This is a genomic window from Halobacillus salinus, from assembly GCF_004684905.1.
Lineage (GTDB): Bacteria > Bacillota > Bacilli > Bacillales > Halobacillaceae > Halobacillus > Halobacillus salinus.
This window is the reverse complement of sequence record NZ_SRJC01000002.1, coordinates 22,972-44,572: the sequence shown is the minus strand read 5'-3', so window position 1 is coordinate 44,572 and position 21,601 is coordinate 22,972. Positions and strand designations below refer to the sequence as shown.

Below are 21,601 nucleotides of genomic sequence, written 5' to 3'. Positions count from 1 at the left end.
TTTTTGTTTACTGGCATTGTAGAAGAGATAGGATCATTGAAATCGGTGAAAAATAAGACAGAGTCGCTTGAGCTTCAACTGAATGCAGAGAAAGTGCTTGAGGATGTTCAGCTCGGGGACAGTATTTCCGTAAACGGTGTATGTCTTACGGTGACCGACTACACGAAGAACACTGTAAGTTTCGACGTCATGCCGGAAACATACCGCGCGACCACGCTCAATGAATTAAGTCAGGGGAGTCCTGTGAACTTAGAACGGGCAATGTCTGCTGGCGGACGTTTCGGGGGGCACCTAGTTTCTGGACATATAGACGGAACCGGAAAAATCGTTTCAAAAAAACCAGAGTCGAACGCCATTTATTATGAGATCGAATTACCAGGTGATATCATACATTATTTTGTCTATAAGGGTTCGATTGCAGTGGATGGCACTTCCTTGACGGTGTACGGTGTAGAAGAAAACAAGGTGACGATTTCCCTGATTCCTCATACGGTCGAACATACTGTGCTTGGGGGAAAAGGTCCTGGCGATCACGTCAATATCGAGTGCGATATGATCGGCAAATATGTTGCCCACTTTCTACAAGGGCAACAATCAGAACAATCGAAGCCTGATGTGTCGATGGGTTTCTTGAAAGACAACGGCTTTGCATAAAGAGAGGTGGAGGACATGTTTGATTCAATCGAAAAAGCGGTAGACCGCTTAAAACAAGGGAAACTTGTCATCGTATGTGATGACGAAGATCGAGAAAATGAAGGAGATCTGATCGGTGTCGCGGAATATGCTGATTCTGAAATGATCAACTTCATGATCAAGTACGGTCGTGGGCTTGTCTGCGCACCCGTCACAGAAGAGCTAGCTGACGCTTTGGAACTGCATCCGATGGTCGACCATAACTCTGACCCGAACAAAACGGCGTTCACGGTAAGTATCGATCACAAAGATACGACGACAGGGATCTCGGCAGAGGAGCGTGCGCTTACCATTAAAGAGATGCTGAACCCGGAGGCGACGGCCAATGACTTCAACAAACCAGGCCACATCTTCCCACTTGTCGCAAGGGGAGGCGGCGTACTTCGTCGCGCTGGCCACACGGAAGCAGCTGTAGACTTGGCACGTTTAGCCGGTGCTCGTCCAGCAGGTGTCATCTGCGAAATCATCAAAGACGATGGCACGATGGCTCGCGTTCCAGACTTAAGAGAGATGGCGGATGAATTCGATATCCCAATGATTACGATTGCCGACCTCATTCAATATCGTCATAAAAACGAAAACCATGTGGAAAAGGAAGTAGAAGTGAGCATGCCGACAGCATTCGGTGATTTCAAGGCGATAGCCTACCGGAACGATATCGATCATAAGGATCACGTAGCCTTGGTAAAGGGAGACATCAACCCTGATGAACCAACGCTTGTACGTGTTCATTCCGAATGCTTGACAGGAGATGTCTTCGGTTCGTACCGCTGTGACTGCGGACCACAGCTTCACAATGCTCTGCGTCAAATCTCTGAACATGGCAGTGGCGTCCTTCTCTATATGCGACAAGAAGGACGCGGTATCGGGCTTGTTAACAAATTGAAAGCTTACAAACTTCAAGAAGAAGGCTATGATACCGTGGAAGCGAACGAAAAGCTCGGCTTCGGTGCAGACCTCAGAGATTACGGTGTAGGAGCTCAAATATTGAGAGATCTCGGTATCTCTAAAATAAAACTACTCACGAATAACCCAAAGAAAATCTCCGGACTGGGTGGTTACGACTTGGAAGTGGTCGAGCGGGTACCAATCGAAATGCCGACACGTAAAGAGAACGAAAATTATTTAAAAACAAAACAGTCCAAGATGGGGCACTTATTTCATTTTTAATAGAGGAGGAAGATAACATGGTCAAAGTATTAGAAGGAAATTTAGTAGGAACAGGTCTGAAGATCGGTATTGTCGTCGGACGATTCAATGATTTCATTACGAGTAAATTGTACGAAGGAGCGATCGATGCATTAAGACGCCACGGAGTCGACACGGATGAGGTGGAAGTAGCCTACGTACCAGGCGCTTTCGAAATTCCTTTGGTAGCGAATCAAATGGCAAAGACCGGTAAGTTCGATGCTGTCATCACTCTAGGTGCTGTCATTCGCGGCTCTACTCCTCACTTCGATTATGTATGTAGTGAAGCAGCGAAGGGTGTATCACAAGCTTCCCAACAGTCCGGTACGCCGGTCATCTTCGGTGTCATTACAACGGATACTATCGAGCAGGCGATTGAGCGTGCTGGAACGAAAGCTGGAAACAAAGGATGGGAAGCTGCTACAGGGGCAATCGAAATGGCGACCCTAATGAAGAACTTCCAATAATACGTTAAAGAAGACCGGCTGACCATTTGGGAGCCGGTCTTCTTTGCGTTTTTTAGCGTTTACAACAATGGAAAAGAAGGAATCATGCAGATAGAGGAAGGTGAACGCGATGACAACAAGAGCTGTTTGGTTTCGCAGAGATTTACGCTTGAACGACCATACTGCTTTAGCGAAGGCTATAGAAGATTCAGGGCAGGACGACGATATCCTGCTGCTTTTTCACATACATCCCGACCTGAACAAGTCCTTTCATGCAACGCACGATTACTTTTTCCAGACGTTGCAGAAGCTTGTGGAGGGGACAAAAGCTCCTTTTCATTTTATAGAAGGAAATCTGAAAGAGGCATTTGATGATCTATTCGAAAATGTAGACGTCGATTATGTCTATTTCAACATCGATGAATCCGGGTTTGGGAAAAAGCGTGATGATTCTTTCCTGGAGTACATGGAGGGGAAACAGGCGGAGGCTTGTTCCTTTATGGATCACCATATGCATGGTGCCAAGGAAGTGACGAAGAAAAGCGGAGGCTATTATAAAGTTTTCACACCGTATTATAAGCAGTGGAAACAGTATATGAAGCCACCCGTGCAAAAGGTCGATCATTCAAAACTAGAGGAACTCGCTGTCGACTACATGTCCTCTTTTCAAGATGGTAAGAAAGCCTATGAGGAGTTGATCGGCCGAACGGAACGCAGCTTTGATGGAGTCGGTGAAGAAGCGGCTTGGGAACGTTTTGAAACCTTTGTGGACGGACCTATCTATGATTACGATAAAGAGCGTGATTTCCCCGCTGTAGATGGTACGAGCTTAATGTCCAGATATCTCCGTACAGGAGCAGTCTCTGTTCGATCTCTTTATCATTACATGCAAGACGAAGTGGATTTTCGCAAGAATACGGAAGGTGTAGAAACGTACATTTCTGAGCTTGCTTGGCGCGACTTCTATAATATGATTTATCATTTCTATCCGGAGTCCAAAGACAAAGAAGTCGTAGAGAAATACCGAGGCTTGCCTTGGAATAATGACGAAGAGTTATTCGCTGCATGGAAAAAAGGGGAGACTGGTTTTCCAATTATCGATGCGGCAATGCGTCAATTGAACGAAACCGGATGGATGCACAACCGCCTGCGTATGGCGACAGCATCGTTCCTCACCAAGGATTTATTAATGGACTGGAGACAGGGGGAGCGCTATTTTGCGGAGAAGCTGATCGACTATGATCCAGCCTCTAACATCGGAGGGTGGCAGTGGGCTGCATCGACAGGGACGGACCCTGTACCATATTTCCGAGTTTTCAACCCGACAAGGCAATCGGAAAGGTTCGACCCGCACGGGCGTTTCATTAAAGAGTGGGTCCCAGAGCTTGTAGATGTTCCGAAGAAATATATTCATGACCCGAGCAAGATGCCGGAGAACGAACAAGAGAAAGCGAAATGCATCATCGGAGAAGACTATCCGAGTCCTGTCGTCGACCACAAAACGATGCGTGACCGGGCGATTGAAATGTTCAAGGACAAGAAGGATGGCTCCAACTAGGATTCGTCATGCAATTATGAAATAATAAAATAAATGACTCATGTAGGAGGTACTTGTTTTGACAAATTACCAAAAGCAACTTGAAAAATACGCAGAACTCGCCTTAGTAAAAGGTGTGAATATCCAGAAAGGACAAGGACTGATCATCAATGCTCCGATCGAAGCGGCAGATCTTGTCCGCACCATCTCTGCAAAAGCCTATGGAAAAGGGGCGAAGAATGTGCACGTGGAGTGGGGAGATGAAGTGCTTTCCTTCTTGAAAATGAAAAATGCACCAGAGAGCGTACTGGAGAATTTCCCGAAATGGAAAGCGGAAGGTCTTGAAGAAATGGTCGAGGATGGCTATTCCTTATTAACGGTTTACGGTCCGAATCCAGACTTGTTGAAAGATGTTGATTCAGAGCGCATCGCCAAAGCGACCAAAGCAAACGGTGAAGCATTGAAGAAGTATCGCGAATACCTCATGAATGATAAAACCACATGGTCGATTGTTGCCTATCCACAGCAAGCTTGGGCACAGAAGGTTTTCCCAGAGGCGAGCGCAGAAGAAGCTCAAGCGAAACTATGGGATCAAATCGCATCGATCACCCGCATCGATCAGGAAGATCCGTTGAAGGCTTGGGATGAGCATAACGAAACACTCCGTCAGGCAAGAGAATACCTTAACCAGAAGCAATACAAGAAACTGCATTATAAAGCTCCTGGTACGGACTTATCCATCGAATTAGTCCAGAACCATATTTGGCACGGTGGATCGACGACTTCCCAGCAAGGCACGGAATTCAACCCGAACATGCCGACAGAAGAGGTCTTCACAATGCCTCATAAGTATGGTGTCCAAGGGAAAGTGACGAGCACAAAACCATTAGCGTACGGAGGAAACCTGATTGAGAACTTCACTCTCACGTTTGAAAACGGCAAAGTGGTCGATTACTCCGCAGAAGCTGGAGAAGAGACGCTGAAGCACTTGCTTGAAAGTGATGATGGAGCTAAACGTCTTGGCGAAGTAGCACTTGTACCGAACGAGTCCCCGATCTCCCAATCAGGCAACATATTCTTCAATACGCTATATGACGAGAACGCTTCTTGTCACTTAGCGCTCGGGAAAGCATACCCGACAAATATTGAAGGTGGTTCTTCATTGAGTGAAGATCAAATGGACACACAAGGCGTAAACGACAGCCTCGTCCATGAAGATTTCATGATGGGTTCCGCTGAGCTTGATATTGACGGTGAAACAACAGATGGCGAATTCGAACCGATTTTCCGTAAAGGTTCATGGGCCATCGATTTCAATTCACAAAACTAAGAGTAATAAAATTTGTAATTACTGAAAAACCCGAACGAATGGTTCGGGTTTTCTTTATGCAAAAATACAGGTCTGCGTCGCTCCGGCATCATACTTCAATTTCCGCGGGCACGGCCTCAGCCTCCTCAGAATGCAAAGACCGCTTTCTTCCGGAGTTTTCACCTCGTGCTGTTCTGAGCATGTTGACTACACTTACTGCGCTGTATTCTACTTAATTGAATTTATTTGGAGAGATAATAATTTGTATCGAAAGGGGTTGGAGAAATGGGTAGACTCCTAAGGGACCATAGTGGAGGGAGAGACCCCACAGCGACCGAAGGGGAGAGAGGATATCACTTATGGAGGAACCGACAAACTTTCTAATCTTTTGATATATATCAACCTTTTAGGAGTTATTTTGACCCATAAATAGCATTGTCGACATGATAAAAAGATAACAAAATAAAGGCTTCCGTTACAGATCAGTTACAAGTTGTTTAAATCGGAAAAAAATATCGATAAACTTCCCTCATTTGTGGTAAATATAAGGTAGTAACATCTATTCCATAAAAAGGGTGAACGCAACGATGAAACGCGATGCTTTTTTTGACAATGCGAAATTCATTTTAATCTTTCTAGTTGTCTTCGGTCACTTGATCCAACCGTTTACAGATGGATCCCGTCCGATGTACACGTTATATATGTGGATTTATACATTTCATATGCCGGCATTCATTTTTCTTGCAGGGTTCTTCGCAAAGGGCTCGGGCAATAAGGATTACATCATTCAATTAGCAAAGAAACTGATCCTTCCTTACCTCATCTTCCAACTGATGTATAGTGGGTATTTCTTCTTCATCGGAAAAGATGGGTGGATGAGTGGACCGTTTTATCCGCACTGGTCCCTGTGGTTCTTGTTCAGTTTGTTCTGCTGGCATATTCTGTTGTTCTGGTTCAAGAAGATCCCACCAATCATCGGGATGGCTATCGCACTTGAAATTGGACTTGTCGTCGGATATTTCAGCGGAATTGGGCACAGTTTCAGTTTGTCCAGGACATTCGTATTCTTCCCGTTCTTCCTTGCGGGGTACTGGCTGACGAAAGAACATGTCCACAAGTGGCGCACCAAACGTGTCAGAGAGTGGAGTCTTGTTGTCATGGCGGTTGTCGCTGGTCTGATTGCCGTATTTCCTGAATTCAGTTCGGGGTGGCTACTCGGCTCGAAACCATATGAGGTCTTAGGAGTACCTGAATTCGGTGGCTTACTACGATTAGGTGTCTATGCCTTAGCTGGTATTATGACAGTCAGTGTGTTGGCATGGATCCCAGGTAAAGAGTTCCGGTTCACTCACCTTGGTAGTCAGACGCTGTATGTGTATCTGCTCCATGGGTTTTTCATTCAGTTCTTCCGAGAAGCTGATTGGTTCAAGGTAGATAATATTATAGATGTGTTAGGGCTTGCGATTGTCGCTTTACTGATTGTCTTCCTTCTATCATCAAGCTTCATCAGAACGATGACCCAGCCACTGATCGAAGGTCGCGCTCAGCTCGTCAAGCAGTGGTGGAATCACGCTACACGAAATAATCGTGAATACCGTTAAAGTACTGAAATTAAAGAACAGTTTTTACTACAAAACCCGGACGCGAATCGTCCGGGTTTTTCTTATAGTAGAAAAAGTACTATGGGCGTCCGCCGCGGAAAGGCAGCTACTTTCTAACGGCATGTTTTGGTTTGAACGAAGCAAAACAGTTCATACTAATCGGTAGATAAAAAAATAGGAAGGTGTTTGGATGAAAAAGATGTTGATGGTTGTTACGAATACAGACCAGCTAAAAGACCATAAGACAGGTCTGTGGTTATCGGAGTTTGTGGAACCTGCGACAGAATTCAAGGAAGCAGGGTATGAGGTCGTTGCAGCTAGTATGAAAGGAGGACGGGCTCCTATTGATCCGAATAGTTACAGCAATGAACTACCACGAGTGTGGGACGGGGTAATGGAGCCGATCCATGATACGACAAAGCTTTCGGAAATCAATCCAGGAGATTTTGATGGTATTTTCTTCTGTGGAGGGCACGGAACGATGGGGGATTTTCCGAACAATGAGACAATCAAGCAAGTGCTGAGGCATTTCATTTCTGAGAATAAAGTCATTGCATCCGTTTGCCATGGTCCATCGGCTTTTGTCGGAGTGACCGATCATAATGATACTCCTCTGGTGAAGGGAAGAACCATCACAGGGTTTACGGATGAAGAGGAGAAAGAGAGCGGACTGGATTCTTACATGCCGTTTATGTTAGAGGATCAACTTAGTGAGGAAGGTGCAGACTTCGTCGCAGAGGAAAGCTACAAAGACCATGTTGAAGTGGACGGAAATCTGATTACCGGTCAGAATCCTCAATCCAGTTTGAGTACGGCCCAAGCGATCATAAAACACTTCGATAAAGCATGAAAAAAACAGGCCAGGTGAATCTCACCTGGCCTGTCCTTATTAAAACAACATGTGTGCAACTAGAGTGATAATCGGTAATGTAATTAACGTACGTTCTAAGAAGATAATGAATAGGTCCTTTATATTCACGGGTACCTTAGATCCTAGTAACAGACCACCGACCTCAGACATGTAAATGAGCTGCGTGACGGATAGAGAAGCAATGATGAAACGTGTCATCTCACTTTCAATTCCTGCTCCGATTAGAGCTGGCAGGAACATATCAGCAAATCCGACAAGGATGGTCTCGGATGCCGCTTGTGCATAAGGTACTTGCATCAGCTCAAGAAGCGGAATAAATGGCGTTCCGATCCAAGCGAAGAACGGCGTGAATTCAGCAATGACTAGTGCAATGGTACCTAGAGCCATAACGATAGGGGCGACACCCATCCACATATCGAGGATGTTCTGGCCACCTTGCTTAAAGAATTCTTTCGGTCCAGAAGACTTACTGCCACGTTCGACTGCTTTGGTATAACCATACGTAAAGACATTGTGATGATCAGGAACTTCTTCTGACTGATCGTCAGCTTCTTCATTGATATACGTATTCTCTTTTCTTGAAAGAGGTGGAATACGTGGCATGATTAACGCTGCGATGAAACCAGCAAGGGCAACAGTCAGGTAGAACGGAATGAACATATCACCGAGTCCGACTTCTTGGATGACGACGATACTGAATGTGATCGAAACGATCGAAAAGGTCGTACCGATGACGGCTGCTTCTCGCTTCGTGTAATAACCCTCTTCATATTGCTTACTAGTCAGCAGTACTCCGATTGTTCCATCTCCAAGCCATGAAGCAAGAGAGTCGATGGACGAGCGGCCTGGTAGCTTGAATAGCGGGCGCATGATTTTCGTTAAAACGACTCCGAATAATTCTAGTAACCCGAAGTTTAGTAACAGGGGTAAAAACAGCCCTGCAAATAAGAAAACGGTGAATAATGTACTTAATAGACCATCCACACCGTTCAGCAAGCCGCCTGTTGCACCTGAGATAATCGGTTCTGGTCCTACTTGGAAGTACACCATGATGGCGAAGATCATACCTAGAACTCTTGTAACTACCCAAACAGTGGGTACATTAAATAAAGATTTGAAAAAAGGTGTACTATCGAGTTTGTCCGGACCGATCGCTTTCACGATCAGTGTCCCGATGGCAGTAATCGATATAATGATTGTCATAATCAGTGGTATTTGCTCAAGAATCGCGCCTTTAACCAGGTCTGCCAAAATAGCAACCGGTATAGTAATGGAGTCCCCTTGAGTAATGGGGAACATAAATAGGAATACACCGATTAATGATGGGATAATAAAACGCAAATGGGAAGATGCTTTAAAATCGCTCGCTTTCATCCAAAATCTCTCCTTGCTGTCTATAAGTTTTTTCTATAAATGCGAGAATAATTATGCAATGTCATTAATTTTAATACGTATCGACAAAAAAGCCAATAGGAAATTTGAAATCCCTCGAGAAATGTTTAATTTAAACAGAAATGAGGTAACCTTGCCTATACTATCCAAGAAAACGCCAGGGGGAATATCATGTGAGCCAGTTTCCTGTCCCAAGAGTCGTTGTCAGTAAGTGTTTAGAATTCGATGAAGTCCGCTATAACGGCGCAGTCATACCTGATAAAGCTGTCCAGCGTATGGAACCTTATGTCGAATTCATCCCTGTTTGTCCCGAAGTAGAAATCGGCTTAGGCGTACCACGTGATGTGATTCGCATCGTCGACCAAGAGAACGAACGCCTCGTCCAACCGAAAACCGGAGAAGATCTGACAGAATCCATGCAAGGGTTCGCCCGTAGCTTTATTCAAAGCTTGCCTGATGTAGATGGATTTCTCTTGAAAAACCGGTCTCCGACGTGTGGAGTGCAAGATGTGAAAGTGTACCATAGCGACGATCATCCTCAGGTGGTGGGCAAGACGACAGGCTTTTTCGCTAAAGAAATTCTGAGAGAACATGGCGGTCTAGCTATTGAAGAAGAGGGACGTCTCAAGAATTTCACATTGCGTCACCATTTCTTGACGAAACTTTTCACCCTTGCTGATTTCCGAAATGCAAAAGGGGAGGCTTCTACCAAGGCGCTGCAACAGTTCCAAGCGAAGAACAAGTATTTATTCATGGCTTACCACCCCGGAGTATCAAAGAATATGGGAAGGCTTGTGGCGAACCATGATCATCAACCGCTTGAGGACGTATTGCATCAATATGAACTAGAACTGCATAGACTGCTTGAATCCCCCGCAAAGCAAACAGCACACGTGAACGTATGTCAGCATATTTCCGGATACTTCAAGAAGCAATTGAGTAAAAGAGAGAAGGAAGAATTTCAATCTTTACTCGCTCAATTTAAAAACGAACAAATTCCTTTAAGCGCTGTCATTAGTGTGTTGCGGTCATGGGTGGCAAGATTCGAACAAACCTATTTAGAAAAGCAAACCTACTTTCAGCCATATCCTATCGACTTACTGGAAATATCTGATTCCGGTAAAGGGCGAGCCTACTCCTAGTTCGAGGTGTAGGCTTTAAGTATGCGATCGACGCTTGGGCCATAGCTTTCTCCGAACATATTCAAATGAACAAGTAGATAAAACAGCTGGTACAATGGTTTCTGTTGTTCATATTCATCTGGTAATGGAGAGACTTCCTGATAAGCTTCATAGAATCTAGATGAGAATCCACCGAAGAGTTCCGTGAAGGCGAGTTCAAATGCCCGGTCCCCATATAACACGGAAGGATCAATCAAATAAGGTTTGCCATCTGCTCCTGCCATCCAGTTACCACCCCAGAGGTCTCCGTGTAGCAAAGAGGCACCAGGGTTCTCCGGAATCCAGTTGTGCAATTGATCAAGTAGCATTTGCAGGCGGGATTCCCTATCCCCAGTAATCAGACCATTTTGTTTCCCGTACTCCAATTGAGCTTTCAATCTGTAATCCCGGTAATAAACGAGCCACGAATCTTTCTTGGAATTCGGTTGGTCCAATTCTCCGACAAAGGTCGGGGCATGAAAGCCATAACCGTCCTTTGTATGCTGGTGCATCAATGCAAGTTGATGACCTAGCTCTTCTGAAACATCTTTGGAACCTAAAGGGACCCAGTCCATGACAATTACGGCCTGCTCCTTTTTCTGTGGTTCGTCGTAGTGATATACATGGGGAACAGCAATCGAATCTGTTTGTTCTATTTGCTTCAACCCTTCTGCTTCCGCTTTGAAAAAGTGGGACGGGACATTTTCATTTCCTTTGATGAAGTACTCCTGCTGATCGGTTTTCACGTAGAAGGAGCGGTTGATATCGCCTCCTCCGACGGCCTTCCAGTCTTGGATGTTCGTTCTATCTCCGATAGTATGTAAAGCTTCCTGGATCTTGTCTCGCATTCTCTAGACCCTCCTTTTTTTCTACTTATACCCAAAAAAAGCTCAGGAAAATCCCTGAGCTATTAGTGAATCGTAGTCGAAATGGTCGGTACGGTCGTCATTCGCTTTTGATAGGCATAGATTGTATTGATTTCCCGGAATCCGAGGTATCGATACAGCTTTTCTGCCTCTTTGTTTTGTGTTCGGACGGAAATTGTCACTACATCGAGTGATAGGGCATGGAAAGCATAATGCAGGGCATACTCGATCAGGGAGGTCCCAATTCCTTCTCCTTGATCGGTTTCTTCCACATTGACGAAGCAAATCTCTCCTTCTTGCTCCTCAAGTATCGTTTCAAAGTACACATAGCCAGACATTCGCCCGTCTTTCTGGTATCCCCATAAATGGTTCTCCGGTTCCTTCGATAAACGAATCATCTCATCCGTCGTGTAGTAGGCGGCAGAAGGGTGGAGGTGGGCAATATCCTCAAGATCTTCTTCAATCACGTTGACGATATGACTGTGGTCTTTTGTCGTCGGCTCAAAGCTGTGCTTATGTAATGCGAGTGTTTTCTCTACGTTATAGAGGTCGAATTGATGACGGTCTGTGAAGGAGAGCAACTCTTTGTTCGCATCAAAGCAGGCGACTTTCGCCACGTCAAAGTGCAAGTGCACTGTCAAGGATGCTTTATCCCAAAGTCCTTCAATCACTTCACGCTCGTTCACCTCGGCAAATGGTCCGAGTAGGCGGCAAAGTTTCTGATCGAAAAAAGGGAGCAATCCGAGAAATCCGATGATTTCGTTTTCTTTCCATGCTACATAGGCTAGCGGGTCGGTAAACTGCGTCAGAGTCCAAATCTGCTCAAAGATTTCGTTCGGTTCAGAAGCCATCCACGCGACGTAGTGGTGGTCCTGTTCGTTCATGCGGTAGAGCCAATCAGCTACCTTATGTAAATCTTTCACCTCTAGTTCGCGAATATGCATCAAGATCACCTTCTTGTTTTAATTAAATGATTGCATAACGCAGTAGGATTGTGCAAGTGCGGGCTCATCCGACAAAATTCAAGATTGATTTATAGGAAACAGGGTAAAGTGAAATAAATATATAGAAGACGAGAGAAGGAAGCGGAAGGGGGAATGGAAGTGAAGGAACGATTGAAATACATACCGGTTTATCGCATTACCGTCATCGTTTTGATGGCTGCACGTTTTTTACTCCAAATCTTCTGGTTTCAGAAAACGCATCGTATTTGGACGGAAGAAACGGAACGAAAGTGGAATGTTCTGCTTCAGAAACAGGCGGATGTATACAGGCAAAAAGCCATTGAGCTTGGAGGATTATTAATCAAATTCGGTCAGTTCTTAAGTTCTAGGGGAGACTTACTTCCGCAATCCTTCATTAAAGAACTGGAAGGGCTGGTCGATCGGGTTAAGCCGGTTCCGTTTTCCAAATCGAGAGCGATTATAGAAGATGACTGGCAGGCGGATTTGCATGAATATATCGAATCGATTAATGAAGATGCTGTAGCTTCTGCTTCCATAGGAGAAGTATATAAAGCGGAACTGAAAGATGGGACTACGGCGGCAATTAAAGTGAGGCGATACCGGGTAGAAGAAATATTCGGAATGGATTTCAAGGCGTTACGAATCGTCTTTTGGATGATCAATCGTTTCACAAGATACGGGAAGAAGGCAGACCTTCCTGCTCTGTATCAAGAAGTTGTCCGAGTGATTAGTGATGAACTCGATTTCACGAAAGAACTGAGAAACGGAAACCAGTTCAAGAAACGATTCCATGATTTTCCGAATGTCTATATCCCTGAATACAATTCGAACCTATCCACGAAGCGTGTTCTGGTCATGGAATGGATCGAGGGTGCGAAGGTAACCGACCTTGCCTTTATCAGGAAGCATCAACTTGACCGCGAGCGTATTGCGAAAACGTTGTTCGACCTGTGTATCGAACAGTTCTTGTACAACGGAATGTTTCACTCCGATCCACACCCGGGAAATTTAATGTTAAAGCCAGATGGAACATTAGTGGTTATTGATTTCGGAATGGTAGGAGAAGTTCGTGACCAAGATGTCCGTTCGATTCGTGCCATCATCCAAGGCTTTATCCTTGAAGACTACGACATGGTAGTGAAGGCTCTGGAAGAAATGGGGTTCTTACTGCCGAATGCCGACTTTGAACAAGTGAAGAAAATCTTAAAACAATCCACCGACCTTTACTTAGAGGGGAACTTTGACAAGCTGGATGCGAATACGATGAATGAGACGCTGGAGGAAATTGAGGGATTTATCAAGAGACAGCCGATCCAGCTGCCAGCTGATTATGCATTCCTCGGTCGAGCTTCCAGTATTATTTTGGGTGTGCTTAGCACAGTGCACCCCCAAATCGATTTGATTGAGTGGGGGCGCCCTGTCATCAAGGAGTGGATTTCCGGTAAAGATGAGCAATCGAATCTTTCTCTTTATAAAGAAGTGGCGAAAGAGACCGCTCGTCCCTTACTATCTCTGCCCAGGGCGTTGGTCGAATATTTAGAAGACGGTGATAAGGAAAGAGCATGGAAAACAGAGCATCAGCAAAAGCAATTGTCTCATCAGTTCTACCTGTTTTATGCTCTAATGTCCTTCATTGTGGCGACAGCAGGTGTCTGGTTGATAACAGCTGAAGTGATGGCTCACGCTTGGATCAGTTTCACTGTATTCGGAATTGGGGCTGTATTATTTATACTTTGTTTAGTTAATCATTGGCTTATGATCCGTAAAATAACTTTTAACGGGAGGAACCAATAATGAATGACTTGTTAAAAAAAGGGTTTTATTTGGGGATTGGTGCAGCGGTCAGCGGCAAAGAGAAATTTGAAAAGATGATCAATGAAATGGTCAAAAAAGGCGAGATGAGTCCATCTCAAGCTAAGTCTGTTATGAGCGAATGGATGCATAAGGGAGAGAACGTAGATAAAGAGTGGAGCAGCCAAGCCAAAGCGAAAGTCCAAGATCGAATGAAAGATTTAGGCTTTGTGACAAGAGAAGAATATGAAGTCTTGGAAGCACGACTGCAAAGACTGGAAAAATTCCACCGCGAACAATAAAGAAAGCGCCCTATGCTAATCCTAGGGCGCTTTCTTAGTAATGAAAAAGTGTAAAGTACGGTTTTAACAAAACTTTTGCGCTAATGCATTAGTAGTGCCTCTGGTGTGGACTATTATGGCACGCTATTCATTGTCGTGAAGCACAAGAGGTTCAAGCGTAATTTGAAAAGGTGTTGGAGAAACAGGTAGACTCCTGCAAAGGTGCAGCATGAGAAATCTTCCTAGCACCTTTGCGCCGAGAAAGCCTACTACGAAGCGTTACGAGAAGACGCAGGCGCAGTCCTGAAAGTACAGCGTGAGACCCCACAGAGACCGGAGGGAACGAGGAGGCTCACCGGACGCCTGCGGAAAGCGGACTGTTTCTCCAACACCGTTGTACTTCATATGAAGAACCGAAGGGACTTTCTCGACACTCTGGAAGCGCCTTATTTCTCCAGCTTGAATTGCTGGATCAATTCATTCAATTGATTGGACATGTCGGCAAGTTCGCCTGAATGGTGGGAGACTTGTTCCATAGAACTGTTCGTCTGCTGAATAGAAGCCGTCGTTTGTTCGACACCTGCTGCAGATTCTTCAGAACTCGACGCAACGCTTTCAATCGAGCGGTTCATGACTTGGGTACTTTCTGTAATATCTTTTAAGTTAGTGGATATGGCTTGGACCCCGCTCGCCATCGTGTGGATCGATTGCTGAATATCCTCAAACGTTTTCCCTGTCTGTGTAATTTGTTTAGAGCCTTTTTCGACTTTCTCATATCCATTTTCAAGAGAGAGGGAGACGTTTTTTGATTCGGACTGTATTGTTCCAACCATCTGTGTAATTTCATCTACAGAGATTGATACTTGTTCGGCAAGTTTCCTTACTTCATCGGCAACTACTGCGAACCCTTTCCCGTGTTCACCAGCTCGAGCAGCCTCGATAGCTGCATTCAAGGCAAGCAGGTTCGTTTGTTCTGCAATGTCCTGAATGACTTGGATCAATTTGGATATTTCTCTAGATTGCATGTCGAGCTGATGTACTTTTGCAACAGCTTCCTTCATAACTTTATGAATATCATCCATTTGATCAACTGAATCATCCATCAATTGCTTACCTTCATTGCTCTGGGTAATGACAGATTGGGATTGCTCGGAAATAAGCGCACCAGTTTCGTTCGATGCAGCGATTTTTTGTGCAAGTTGCTCCATCAATTCCGATAGCGTAGAGGCGTCTCCAGCTTGTTGTTCCGACCCTGAAGAGAGCTCTTCCATTGTCGCTGCTACTTGTTGAGAAGCTTCTTGAACTTCACTTGAGGATTGTTGCAAGTCATTGCTCTGGTGCTTGACCTGATTGGACAGCACGCCCATTTCTTGAATCAATTGATGCAGTTGGGCTTTCATCTGGTTCATCGCAATGCTTAGCGTCCCGATTTCATCTTTGCTAGAATCATCAAGATCTACGTGGTAAAGCTCTCCCGATGATATTTGATCGGCCACGGAGACTAGATCGTTCATGCGACGTCTGATAGAGCGGTTGACGATCCAGATGAGCAGAGTTCCGATTAGGATAGCTAATGCCGCCGCAATCAACATCGTGGTGATGGTTCCCTGAATACTGCTTTTCGACTGAACGGTGGTAGTGTTCATCGCTTCTTGGACAGACTGTTGAACCACATTCAGTTCATCGACTAGTTGGGAACGCAGTCCTTGTGTTTTATTCCGAAGCTGATCGATCTCTCGTTCGTTGCTCAAGTTTCCGACCATTTGATCGAAAAATATGGTATTGATTTGTTCATCTAAAGAATGGATCTCGTCCATTGATTCTTCTAACGGACTGCCCTTGAATTTCTCTGTGTAAGTATCTTGAAGTTCCTGGAAGCGCTCGTTCCGATCTTCGAATTCATCAATATAAGATCCCCTTGGTTCTCGTATGTAATCAGCAATTCGAATATCCTTCGTGCGGGCAAGGGAGGCCATCTCTGCTACTTCAATAGCCGTAGTGCCGCGATCATCAAGCGTTATCATATTGTCCCGGGTCTGGTCTAAGTTTACATATACAATGCCGAAAGTTGAGACGAACAACAGTAAAGTGGCGCCAAATGCACTTGCATATTTGACACCGATACTTGCATTTCTCCAGAAACTCATGAGTAGTTTTCTCCTTCATCTTATGTATTTGCGGTAATCTTCTAACTATTATATCGGCTTAAATGTCTCTATTATTAGCGAAAAAATGACGAAAACCTCCCATATAAAAGGGAGGTTAAAGTGACGAGAAGGTAAGTCAATATTGGATCATATGTAGAGGGAATTCCATTCAGTAGTGCATGGTTTTGTTTGCAGGTACTATAGCAAAGTGGTCTGGAAAACAACGAGACTCCTGTGGGATGAACGGGGTAGTCGAGATCCCGCAGTGAGCAAAGCGAGCGAGGAAGCTCGACACTCGCCCACGGAAAGCGAGTTGTTTTCCAGACTACGATGCGCCATATTCTCTAACAAAACCAACCTCTGCATTTTTCAACAGCCTGCCATCCCCCCCTTAAAAAGGAAGGACTTCATGATTTGGAGGAGAATTTCTTTTTGAACGGACGATACAACAGCTTCATTAATACAAAGACACAAAGGGCTATGACACCTAAGTTTAAGTAATACCAAATGCCATCTCCGATATAGTCCAATGGGGTATTGGCCCCCGGTGGACGGTCTAAATACATGTAATTTGCATCAAGCGCCGTGTTGATCATTCCGACGATGACTCCATAAACGACAAGCCAAAGGTAGGCCTTAACAGTTGTCCTCCAAGTGATTCTCACGCCGGTTGTGACGACGAGGAATAGACTTGTCCAAATGATGGCCATATGGTGGAGGAAGAACTTCCAAAACCGGAAATGATGATAGTCATAGAGTAAGTCTGGTGTGATCAAAGCGATTAGGGCAGGAATAATGCCGATGAAATAATTCAGTTTTATCAATTTAGGATGGTAAGTGACTAATGTGATCATTCCGATGATAGAGGCAACACCACAGAGGTGGAAAGGTATATAAAGCGCCATGCTCCAGACACCATTCGTGACAGCCCATATTTGGTAACTGACTTCTGAGACGAGCAGACAGGTGAAAAGAAAGATACGCATATACAGAGACAGCTGTGGCTTTTTTGCCATTTGACCAGCAGAAATAAGAATGAATAGTATTCCTGCGAGAAAGAGGATTAGCACAGTCCAGTGGCTTAGCGTAAAGGGTTCGAATGGGTGGGAACTATAGGTTTCAAACCAATTATTCATTAGCATCACTTCCTAGTGAATGGGGTTTAACTGTGCTATGATTCTACCATAATTCAATTGTCAGAAAGAGGATTTACATGAAAAAAGTCAACTGTTTCAAGTGCAAACACTTCCACACAACATGGAATCCGAGTTTTCCCAGAGCATGCAAAGCCTACGGATTCAAAACAAAGGAGATGCCGTCTGCACTAGTATTGAAATCAACAGGAACAGAATGTCTCCAATTCGAGCCGAAACATCCCGACGAGACGAGAAAGCGCCACCAAACCTCCTCCAGAATTGATTTTCGCCTGTAAATAAAATGAAATGTCAGAAAACATATTTACACTCTCTTATTCTATGGTATGCTGATGAATATTTATGAATAGATGAGAGGAGTTGAAAGAGAATGGCAAGAGAAAAATGGGGGACAAAACTCGGCTTTATGCTGGCGGCAATGGGTTCGGCAGTAGGGCTCGGGAATATTTGGAGGTTCTCCTTCGTTGCTGGTAACAATGGTGGAGGAGCTTTCCTGCTCTTATATTTATGTTTCGTTATCTTGATTGGTGTTCCACTCTTGTTAGCAGAGGTTAGTATAGGTAGAAAAGCAGAGAGCGACGTGATTGGTTCTTTTCAGAAGCTTGCACCTAAGACACCTTGGTACTTGACCGGATTCTTCGGAATTGCAAGTGCCTTCCTTATATTGAGTTTTTATGCTGTTGTAGCTGGATGGGCGATTTATTATTTCTGGAATTATATTAATGGTTCTTTCTTCACATCGCCTGCAGCAGGATATGAAGGGGCATTCGGACAATTCATCAGTCACACGTGGCAGCCGATTGCGTGGACAGCTTTGTTTATGATTCTGACCATCGTCATCGTACTAAGTGGAGTGAAAAAGGGGATTGAAGCAGCAAACCGTATTTTCATGCCATTGTTGGCGGTTCTATTGATTGTACTCGCTATATTCAGTCTTTCCCTAGACGGAGCGTCGGAGGGGCTGAAATTCCTCTTCACACCAGATTGGTCTGCATTGAGCCAGCCGTCGATCTACATTGCTGCACTAGGGCAGGCGTTCTTCTCTCTTAGTCTCGGAATGGGGGCCATGCTCACTTACGGAAGTTATTTGAAGAAGGAAAACAAACTGCCAAGTGCGACACTTGGAATTGGACTAATGGATACGTTCTTCGCTGTTATTTCCGGTATCGTCATTTTTCCGGCAGTATTCGCTTTCGGAATCGATCCAAGCTCTGGACCACCACTCGTGTTCATCACGCTACCGAGTATTTTTGAGCAGATGCCGTTCGGAGGGTTTGTTGGATTGATCTTCTTCTTCGCCTTGGTATTGGCATCATTATCTTCTTCCGTATCTATCTTGGAAGTACCGACAGCTTATTTCATGCGTGCATTAGGATGGTCTAGGTTCAAAACGAGTGTTTTGATGGGCTCAATCATGTTCGTAATGGGAATAGCGGTATCGCTTGGATTCGGCGTATGGTCTGGCGTAACACCAATTGGAGACTTGGGTATCCTTGATTCGATGGACTACATCGCCTCGAATATTCTGCTTCCATTGGGAGGCCTATCGATGGCCCTCTTAGTCGGATGGTTCTTCACGAAGAGCCAAGCGCTCGAAGCGACCGATTTAACCGATTCTCCAGTCGCCGGATTCTGGCACTTTATCGTCAAATTCGTGGCACCGATTTTAATTGTAATCATTTTCTTGAATGCAACTGGCCTATTAAGTGCTATCTTCCCGTTCTTGTAATAGGGAAGAGCCCGGAGCAAATCGCTCCGGGCTTTTTTTGTTCGGTCCGTTGAATTAGCTCTCTTTGAGGTGTATTAATGGTAAGAAGAGGGGGAGGTTCAGGCATTTTATCGTAAAGGCGTTTCTCCAACACTGCTTCACCAAACCAAGAGAACCAACAGTCTATTCAAGCCATTTTCTCATGGAAACTGTTTTTTCATAGAATCGTCGTTTCTCTATAAGACAGATTCCGTTCGAACGTGTTAAACTACGACTAGCACAATTTTTACGTTGAAAAAAGGAGTTTGACGACGATGGCCATTTCGAATCAAACCGTCTTAAAGAAGATGTCGAATGAGATACAGGAAGCCATGCTTCAGCATGGAAACGAACAAAAAGTGAGAGAACATGTACGTTCTGTCCGTCTGCTTGCTGACTTACTGCTTGATCAAGACAGCTCCAAGCAGTCTGTCGTAGGTCCGACCAGTGAGGAAGTACGCGCAATGATGGGGCAAACGGAGAAACAATCAGCGAAACAAGAGCGTTCTTCCGAAGAACCGACTGCGGAAGAAATTCGAGTGATGATGGGTGGAGAGAAACCGAAATCATCGAAAAAAGAAGACAACGATGAGGATGCTAACGGGGCATCGATTTTTGATTTCTAGGAGGAATTAAGGTGAAAGTCTTTCTGATTTTAGCTGTATTGAATGGGTTTTTATCTGTCGCACTCGGAGCGTTCGGGGCGCATGGATTAGAGGGGAAAGTTTCCCAAAAAGGATTAGAGCAGTGGGGGAAAGCGGTCGACTATCAGATGTTCCACACAATGGCGCTGTTCGTCACGGCTTTGTTGATGGGCAAAATCCAGACCGGGTTGATGACAGGAGCCGGATGGTTTTTCTTCGTCGGCATCATTTTATTCTCCGGTAGCCTATATATCTATGCTCCGACAGGAATAAAGACCTTTGCCATGATTACACCATTAGGTGGATTATCCTTTTTAATCGGCTGGATCTTGCTTGGTTATGCCGTAATCAAGTATGTCTAAAAGAATAGAATCGTAGTGAACAGAAAAATGATAATCGCACGCAGCAGTTGGATGATCGCATAGATCCGCTGCTGCTTTTTTAATTCTATTAGCGCATCAAATACCAGGCTTCCTGCCAGTACATAAAACATGAGTAAGATGATCCATTGGTGTTCAAGTTGGAAGATAGCTACGACAGCGAGCACAAGCGCTAACAGAATGGTTCCAAGCTGAGCCCGTTGGTAATTTTCATAAGGATGTCGCATCAATTCACCCTTCTCTGTATCAAGTTGAAAGACTCTCTATTCCCAAGAGAGTCTGGCTATGTCTTAGACGTACCTGAAAAAAAGTTCAGTGAGCTCGAAAAAACAGATTCCGAGCTCACTTTGCCACGAGTGTCTGAACGTTAGGGTATTGTCATTGTTTTATATAGGAAAGCCGACCCGTTCCTTGATCTCTTGTTATTAAAAAAGTCAGATGCTTATTCAGCGCTCTGACTTTGAAGGAAGGTTGATTACCTTGGAGCGTATTGGGAAGCTCCGTTAAACGGATAGTTATATTCGATTTCTTCATCGAATGTAATGTAGTCAAGGTAGATCATGAGCAGTAGATATCTCATGCCGGTTTTCGGATCGCTCAAAATAATGTGGTCCCGACCAGCTGCTTCAATGATTCCTTTGAATACTTTAGCGTTCCATTGATCGTTATTTTCAAACGTCATGTACACCGTAGCGGGTTTGCCTGCATTTAGACGCAGGATGTTCTCAATATAGGACTCTTCTGAAGGCAGCATATTCGGTGGGTTGATTCCCTTCGACTTCCCAGGCTGCATTTGAAAGCCACCGGTTTGTTGTGGCAGATACGTTTGTGCCCCTGGGTAATAATACATATTAGGATTGCTAGGGTAATAAGGGGCTGAACTTTGACCATACATGGGCTGTCCCTGACCACCCATTGGCTGTCCTTGCCCACCCATTGGCTGTCCTTGCCCACCCATTGGTACTTGCTTATTTGCCAATTGAATCACTCCTTATCAAAATTAATACACACTCGGGCAATCCGAACGAGTCGGTGAGTAGAAGCAGTGTGACTTGTATCTACCAGTATTCCACTGACCATACCATTGAGGTGGACACTCTCCTTCCGGCTTGAAAAACCAGAGTGAGTTCGATGCTGGGTGATACCGTTTGCCATTAATGGTCTTCCTGGCCAATCTTTTATCCTTCTCGCGAGCGCGTTGGTAAAAGTAGCCCTTCTGGGTTGCTTCGAATCCACCAGGGTTCTGATAGACCATGTCACGGATCGACCCGATATCCGTGAAGTCAATGCAGTCCCCTCGTACTCTATTGACACCCGTGTTGCCGACCATTAACATCCCGAGTTTTCCATCCCCTTCAGCTTCCGCCCTCATCAGTCTGGCAAGCAGGCCGACATCCGCTTCGTTGTAGGCTATGACAGCCATGCGGTC

The 21,601-nt window shown here is 44.9% G+C and carries 21 protein-coding genes; 13 read left to right on the top strand and 8 right to left on the bottom strand.

What is annotated here, in order from left to right; genetic code table 11:
• Positions 1-3 precede the first annotated feature (3 nt).
• From ribE to E4663_RS10865, 7 genes are all read left to right on the top strand, one after another.
• Positions 4-654 carry a riboflavin synthase gene (gene ribE, locus E4663_RS10895; RefSeq protein WP_135327637.1) on the top strand — a complete coding sequence of 217 codons (651 nt, stop codon included), beginning with the start codon at positions 4-6 and terminating at the stop codon, positions 652-654.
• Between the two features lie 15 nt (positions 655-669).
• Entirely contained in the window at positions 670-1,863 is a 1,194-nt protein-coding gene (locus E4663_RS10890; protein ID WP_135327636.1) for a bifunctional 3,4-dihydroxy-2-butanone-4-phosphate synthase/GTP cyclohydrolase II, read from the top strand.
• Between the two features lie 17 nt (positions 1,864-1,880).
• Positions 1,881-2,348 (top strand): 6,7-dimethyl-8-ribityllumazine synthase, encoded by a 468-nt coding sequence (gene ribH / locus E4663_RS10885; protein ID WP_135327635.1) that lies wholly within the window; start codon positions 1,881-1,883, stop codon positions 2,346-2,348.
• 109 nt (positions 2,349-2,457) lie between these two features.
• Entirely contained in the window at positions 2,458-3,885 is a 1,428-nt protein-coding gene (locus E4663_RS10880; protein ID WP_135327634.1) for a cryptochrome/photolyase family protein, read from the top strand.
• Between the two features lie 58 nt (positions 3,886-3,943).
• A complete protein-coding gene (locus tag E4663_RS10875) occupies positions 3,944-5,194 on the top strand; it encodes an aminopeptidase (RefSeq protein ID WP_135327633.1) in 1,251 nt (416 codons plus the stop codon).
• A 566-nt stretch (positions 5,195-5,760) separates the two neighbouring features.
• Entirely contained in the window at positions 5,761-6,774 is a 1,014-nt protein-coding gene (locus E4663_RS10870) for an acyltransferase family protein (protein ID WP_079477880.1), read from the top strand.
• A 190-nt stretch (positions 6,775-6,964) separates the two neighbouring features.
• Positions 6,965-7,624, top strand: a complete 660-nt coding sequence (locus E4663_RS10865; protein WP_135327632.1) for a type 1 glutamine amidotransferase domain-containing protein — start codon at positions 6,965-6,967, stop codon at positions 7,622-7,624.
• A 39-nt stretch (positions 7,625-7,663) separates the two neighbouring features.
• On the opposite strand, the gene E4663_RS10860 is transcribed toward E4663_RS10865, so the two are convergent.
• A complete protein-coding gene (locus E4663_RS10860) occupies positions 7,664-9,019 on the bottom strand; it encodes a YjiH family protein (protein ID WP_135327631.1) in 1,356 nt (451 codons plus the stop codon).
• 191 nt (positions 9,020-9,210) lie between these two features.
• Between E4663_RS10860 and E4663_RS10855 the strand changes: the two genes are divergently transcribed.
• Entirely contained in the window at positions 9,211-10,179 is a 969-nt protein-coding gene (locus tag E4663_RS10855) for a YbgA family protein (RefSeq protein ID WP_135327630.1), read from the top strand.
• On the opposite strand, the gene E4663_RS10850 is transcribed toward E4663_RS10855, so the two are convergent.
• Both E4663_RS10850 and E4663_RS10845 read right to left on the bottom strand, forming a co-directional pair.
• Positions 10,176-11,045 (bottom strand): fructosamine kinase family protein, encoded by an 870-nt coding sequence (locus E4663_RS10850; RefSeq protein ID WP_135327629.1) that lies wholly within the window; start codon positions 11,043-11,045, stop codon positions 10,176-10,178. The genes E4663_RS10855 and E4663_RS10850 overlap by 4 nt on opposite strands.
• A gap of 62 nt (positions 11,046-11,107) precedes the next feature.
• Positions 11,108-12,007: a GNAT family N-acetyltransferase gene (locus E4663_RS10845; protein WP_135327628.1), complete on the bottom strand. Its 900-nt coding sequence runs from the start codon at positions 12,005-12,007 to the stop codon at positions 11,108-11,110.
• Between the two features lie 153 nt (positions 12,008-12,160).
• Between E4663_RS10845 and E4663_RS10840 the strand changes: the two genes are divergently transcribed.
• Both E4663_RS10840 and E4663_RS10835 read left to right on the top strand, forming a co-directional pair.
• Positions 12,161-13,822 carry an ABC1 kinase family protein gene (locus E4663_RS10840; protein ID WP_135327627.1) on the top strand — a complete coding sequence of 554 codons (1,662 nt, stop codon included), beginning with the start codon at positions 12,161-12,163 and terminating at the stop codon, positions 13,820-13,822.
• Positions 13,822-14,121: a phasin family protein gene (locus E4663_RS10835; protein ID WP_079477887.1), complete on the top strand. Its 300-nt coding sequence runs from the start codon at positions 13,822-13,824 to the stop codon at positions 14,119-14,121. Before E4663_RS10840 ends, E4663_RS10835 begins: the two co-directional genes overlap by 1 nt.
• 425 nt (positions 14,122-14,546) lie before the next feature.
• Here the strand turns inward: E4663_RS10835 and E4663_RS10830 are convergent, their stop codons facing one another.
• Complete coding sequence (locus E4663_RS10830) at positions 14,547-16,247, bottom strand: methyl-accepting chemotaxis protein (protein WP_135327626.1); 1,701 nt, start codon at positions 16,245-16,247, stop codon at positions 14,547-14,549.
• A 407-nt stretch (positions 16,248-16,654) separates the two neighbouring features.
• Positions 16,655-17,383, bottom strand: a complete 729-nt coding sequence (locus E4663_RS10825; protein ID WP_158290481.1) for a YwaF family protein — start codon at positions 17,381-17,383, stop codon at positions 16,655-16,657.
• A gap of 388 nt (positions 17,384-17,771) precedes the next feature.
• Here E4663_RS10825 and E4663_RS10815 point away from each other — a divergent pair, with 388 nt between their 5' ends.
• From E4663_RS10815 to E4663_RS10805, 3 genes are all read left to right on the top strand, one after another.
• Positions 17,772-19,130, top strand: coding sequence for a sodium-dependent transporter (locus E4663_RS10815; RefSeq protein WP_135327624.1), 1,359 nt, complete (start codon positions 17,772-17,774; stop codon positions 19,128-19,130).
• Positions 19,131-19,423: 293 nt separating this feature from the next.
• A complete protein-coding gene (locus E4663_RS10810) occupies positions 19,424-19,774 on the top strand; it encodes a YwdI family protein (RefSeq protein ID WP_135327623.1) in 351 nt (116 codons plus the stop codon).
• Between the two features lie 11 nt (positions 19,775-19,785).
• Entirely contained in the window at positions 19,786-20,154 is a 369-nt protein-coding gene (locus E4663_RS10805) for a DUF423 domain-containing protein (RefSeq protein ID WP_079477893.1), read from the top strand.
• Here E4663_RS10805 and E4663_RS10800 read toward each other — a convergent pair.
• The 3 genes from E4663_RS10800 to E4663_RS10790 all read right to left on the bottom strand — a co-directional run bounded on the left by E4663_RS10800 (position 20,151) and on the right by E4663_RS10790 (position 21,595).
• Positions 20,151-20,399 carry a hypothetical protein gene (locus tag E4663_RS10800; RefSeq protein WP_079477894.1) on the bottom strand — a complete coding sequence of 83 codons (249 nt, stop codon included), beginning with the start codon at positions 20,397-20,399 and terminating at the stop codon, positions 20,151-20,153. The genes E4663_RS10805 and E4663_RS10800 overlap by 4 nt on opposite strands.
• A gap of 248 nt (positions 20,400-20,647) precedes the next feature.
• Complete coding sequence (gene gerQ / locus E4663_RS10795; RefSeq protein ID WP_421803758.1) at positions 20,648-21,130, bottom strand: spore coat protein GerQ; 483 nt, start codon at positions 21,128-21,130, stop codon at positions 20,648-20,650.
• 42 nt (positions 21,131-21,172) lie between these two features.
• The gene (locus E4663_RS10790) at positions 21,173-21,595 is read right to left on the bottom strand and encodes a cell wall hydrolase (RefSeq protein ID WP_079477895.1); all 423 of its coding nucleotides are present in this window, start codon (positions 21,593-21,595) and stop codon (positions 21,173-21,175) included.
• Positions 21,596-21,601 lie beyond the last annotated feature (6 nt).

Coding starts and splice junctions, on each gene's coding strand:
- E4663_RS10890 (WP_135327636.1), top strand. CDS start 670: ATGTTTGATTCAATCGAAAAAGCGGTAGACCGCTTAAAACAAGGGAAA.
- ribH (WP_135327635.1), top strand. CDS start 1,881: ATGGTCAAAGTATTAGAAGGAAATTTAGTAGGAACAGGTCTGAAGATC.
- E4663_RS10880 (WP_135327634.1), top strand. CDS start 2,458: ATGACAACAAGAGCTGTTTGGTTTCGCAGAGATTTACGCTTGAACGAC.
- E4663_RS10870 (WP_079477880.1), top strand. CDS start 5,761: ATGAAACGCGATGCTTTTTTTGACAATGCGAAATTCATTTTAATCTTT.
- E4663_RS10865 (WP_135327632.1), top strand. CDS start 6,965: ATGAAAAAGATGTTGATGGTTGTTACGAATACAGACCAGCTAAAAGAC.
- E4663_RS10860 (WP_135327631.1), bottom strand. CDS start 9,019: ATGAAAGCGAGCGATTTTAAAGCATCTTCCCATTTGCGTTTTATTATC.
- E4663_RS10850 (WP_135327629.1), bottom strand. CDS start 11,045: ATGCGAGACAAGATCCAGGAAGCTTTACATACTATCGGAGATAGAACG.
- E4663_RS10845 (WP_135327628.1), bottom strand. CDS start 12,007: ATGCATATTCGCGAACTAGAGGTGAAAGATTTACATAAGGTAGCTGAT.
- E4663_RS10840 (WP_135327627.1), top strand. CDS start 12,161: ATGGAAGTGAAGGAACGATTGAAATACATACCGGTTTATCGCATTACC.
- E4663_RS10835 (WP_079477887.1), top strand. CDS start 13,822: ATGAATGACTTGTTAAAAAAAGGGTTTTATTTGGGGATTGGTGCAGCG.
- E4663_RS10830 (WP_135327626.1), bottom strand. CDS start 16,247: ATGAGTTTCTGGAGAAATGCAAGTATCGGTGTCAAATATGCAAGTGCA.
- E4663_RS10825 (WP_158290481.1), bottom strand. CDS start 17,383: ATGAATAATTGGTTTGAAACCTATAGTTCCCACCCATTCGAACCCTTT.
- E4663_RS10815 (WP_135327624.1), top strand. CDS start 17,772: ATGGCAAGAGAAAAATGGGGGACAAAACTCGGCTTTATGCTGGCGGCA.
- E4663_RS10810 (WP_135327623.1), top strand. CDS start 19,424: ATGGCCATTTCGAATCAAACCGTCTTAAAGAAGATGTCGAATGAGATA.
- E4663_RS10800 (WP_079477894.1), bottom strand. CDS start 20,399: ATGCGACATCCTTATGAAAATTACCAACGGGCTCAGCTTGGAACCATT.
- gerQ (WP_421803758.1), bottom strand. CDS start 21,130: ATGGGTGGGCAAGGACAGCCAATGGGTGGGCAAGGACAGCCAATGGGT.
- E4663_RS10790 (WP_079477895.1), bottom strand. CDS start 21,595: ATGGCTGTCATAGCCTACAACGAAGCGGATGTCGGCCTGCTTGCCAGA.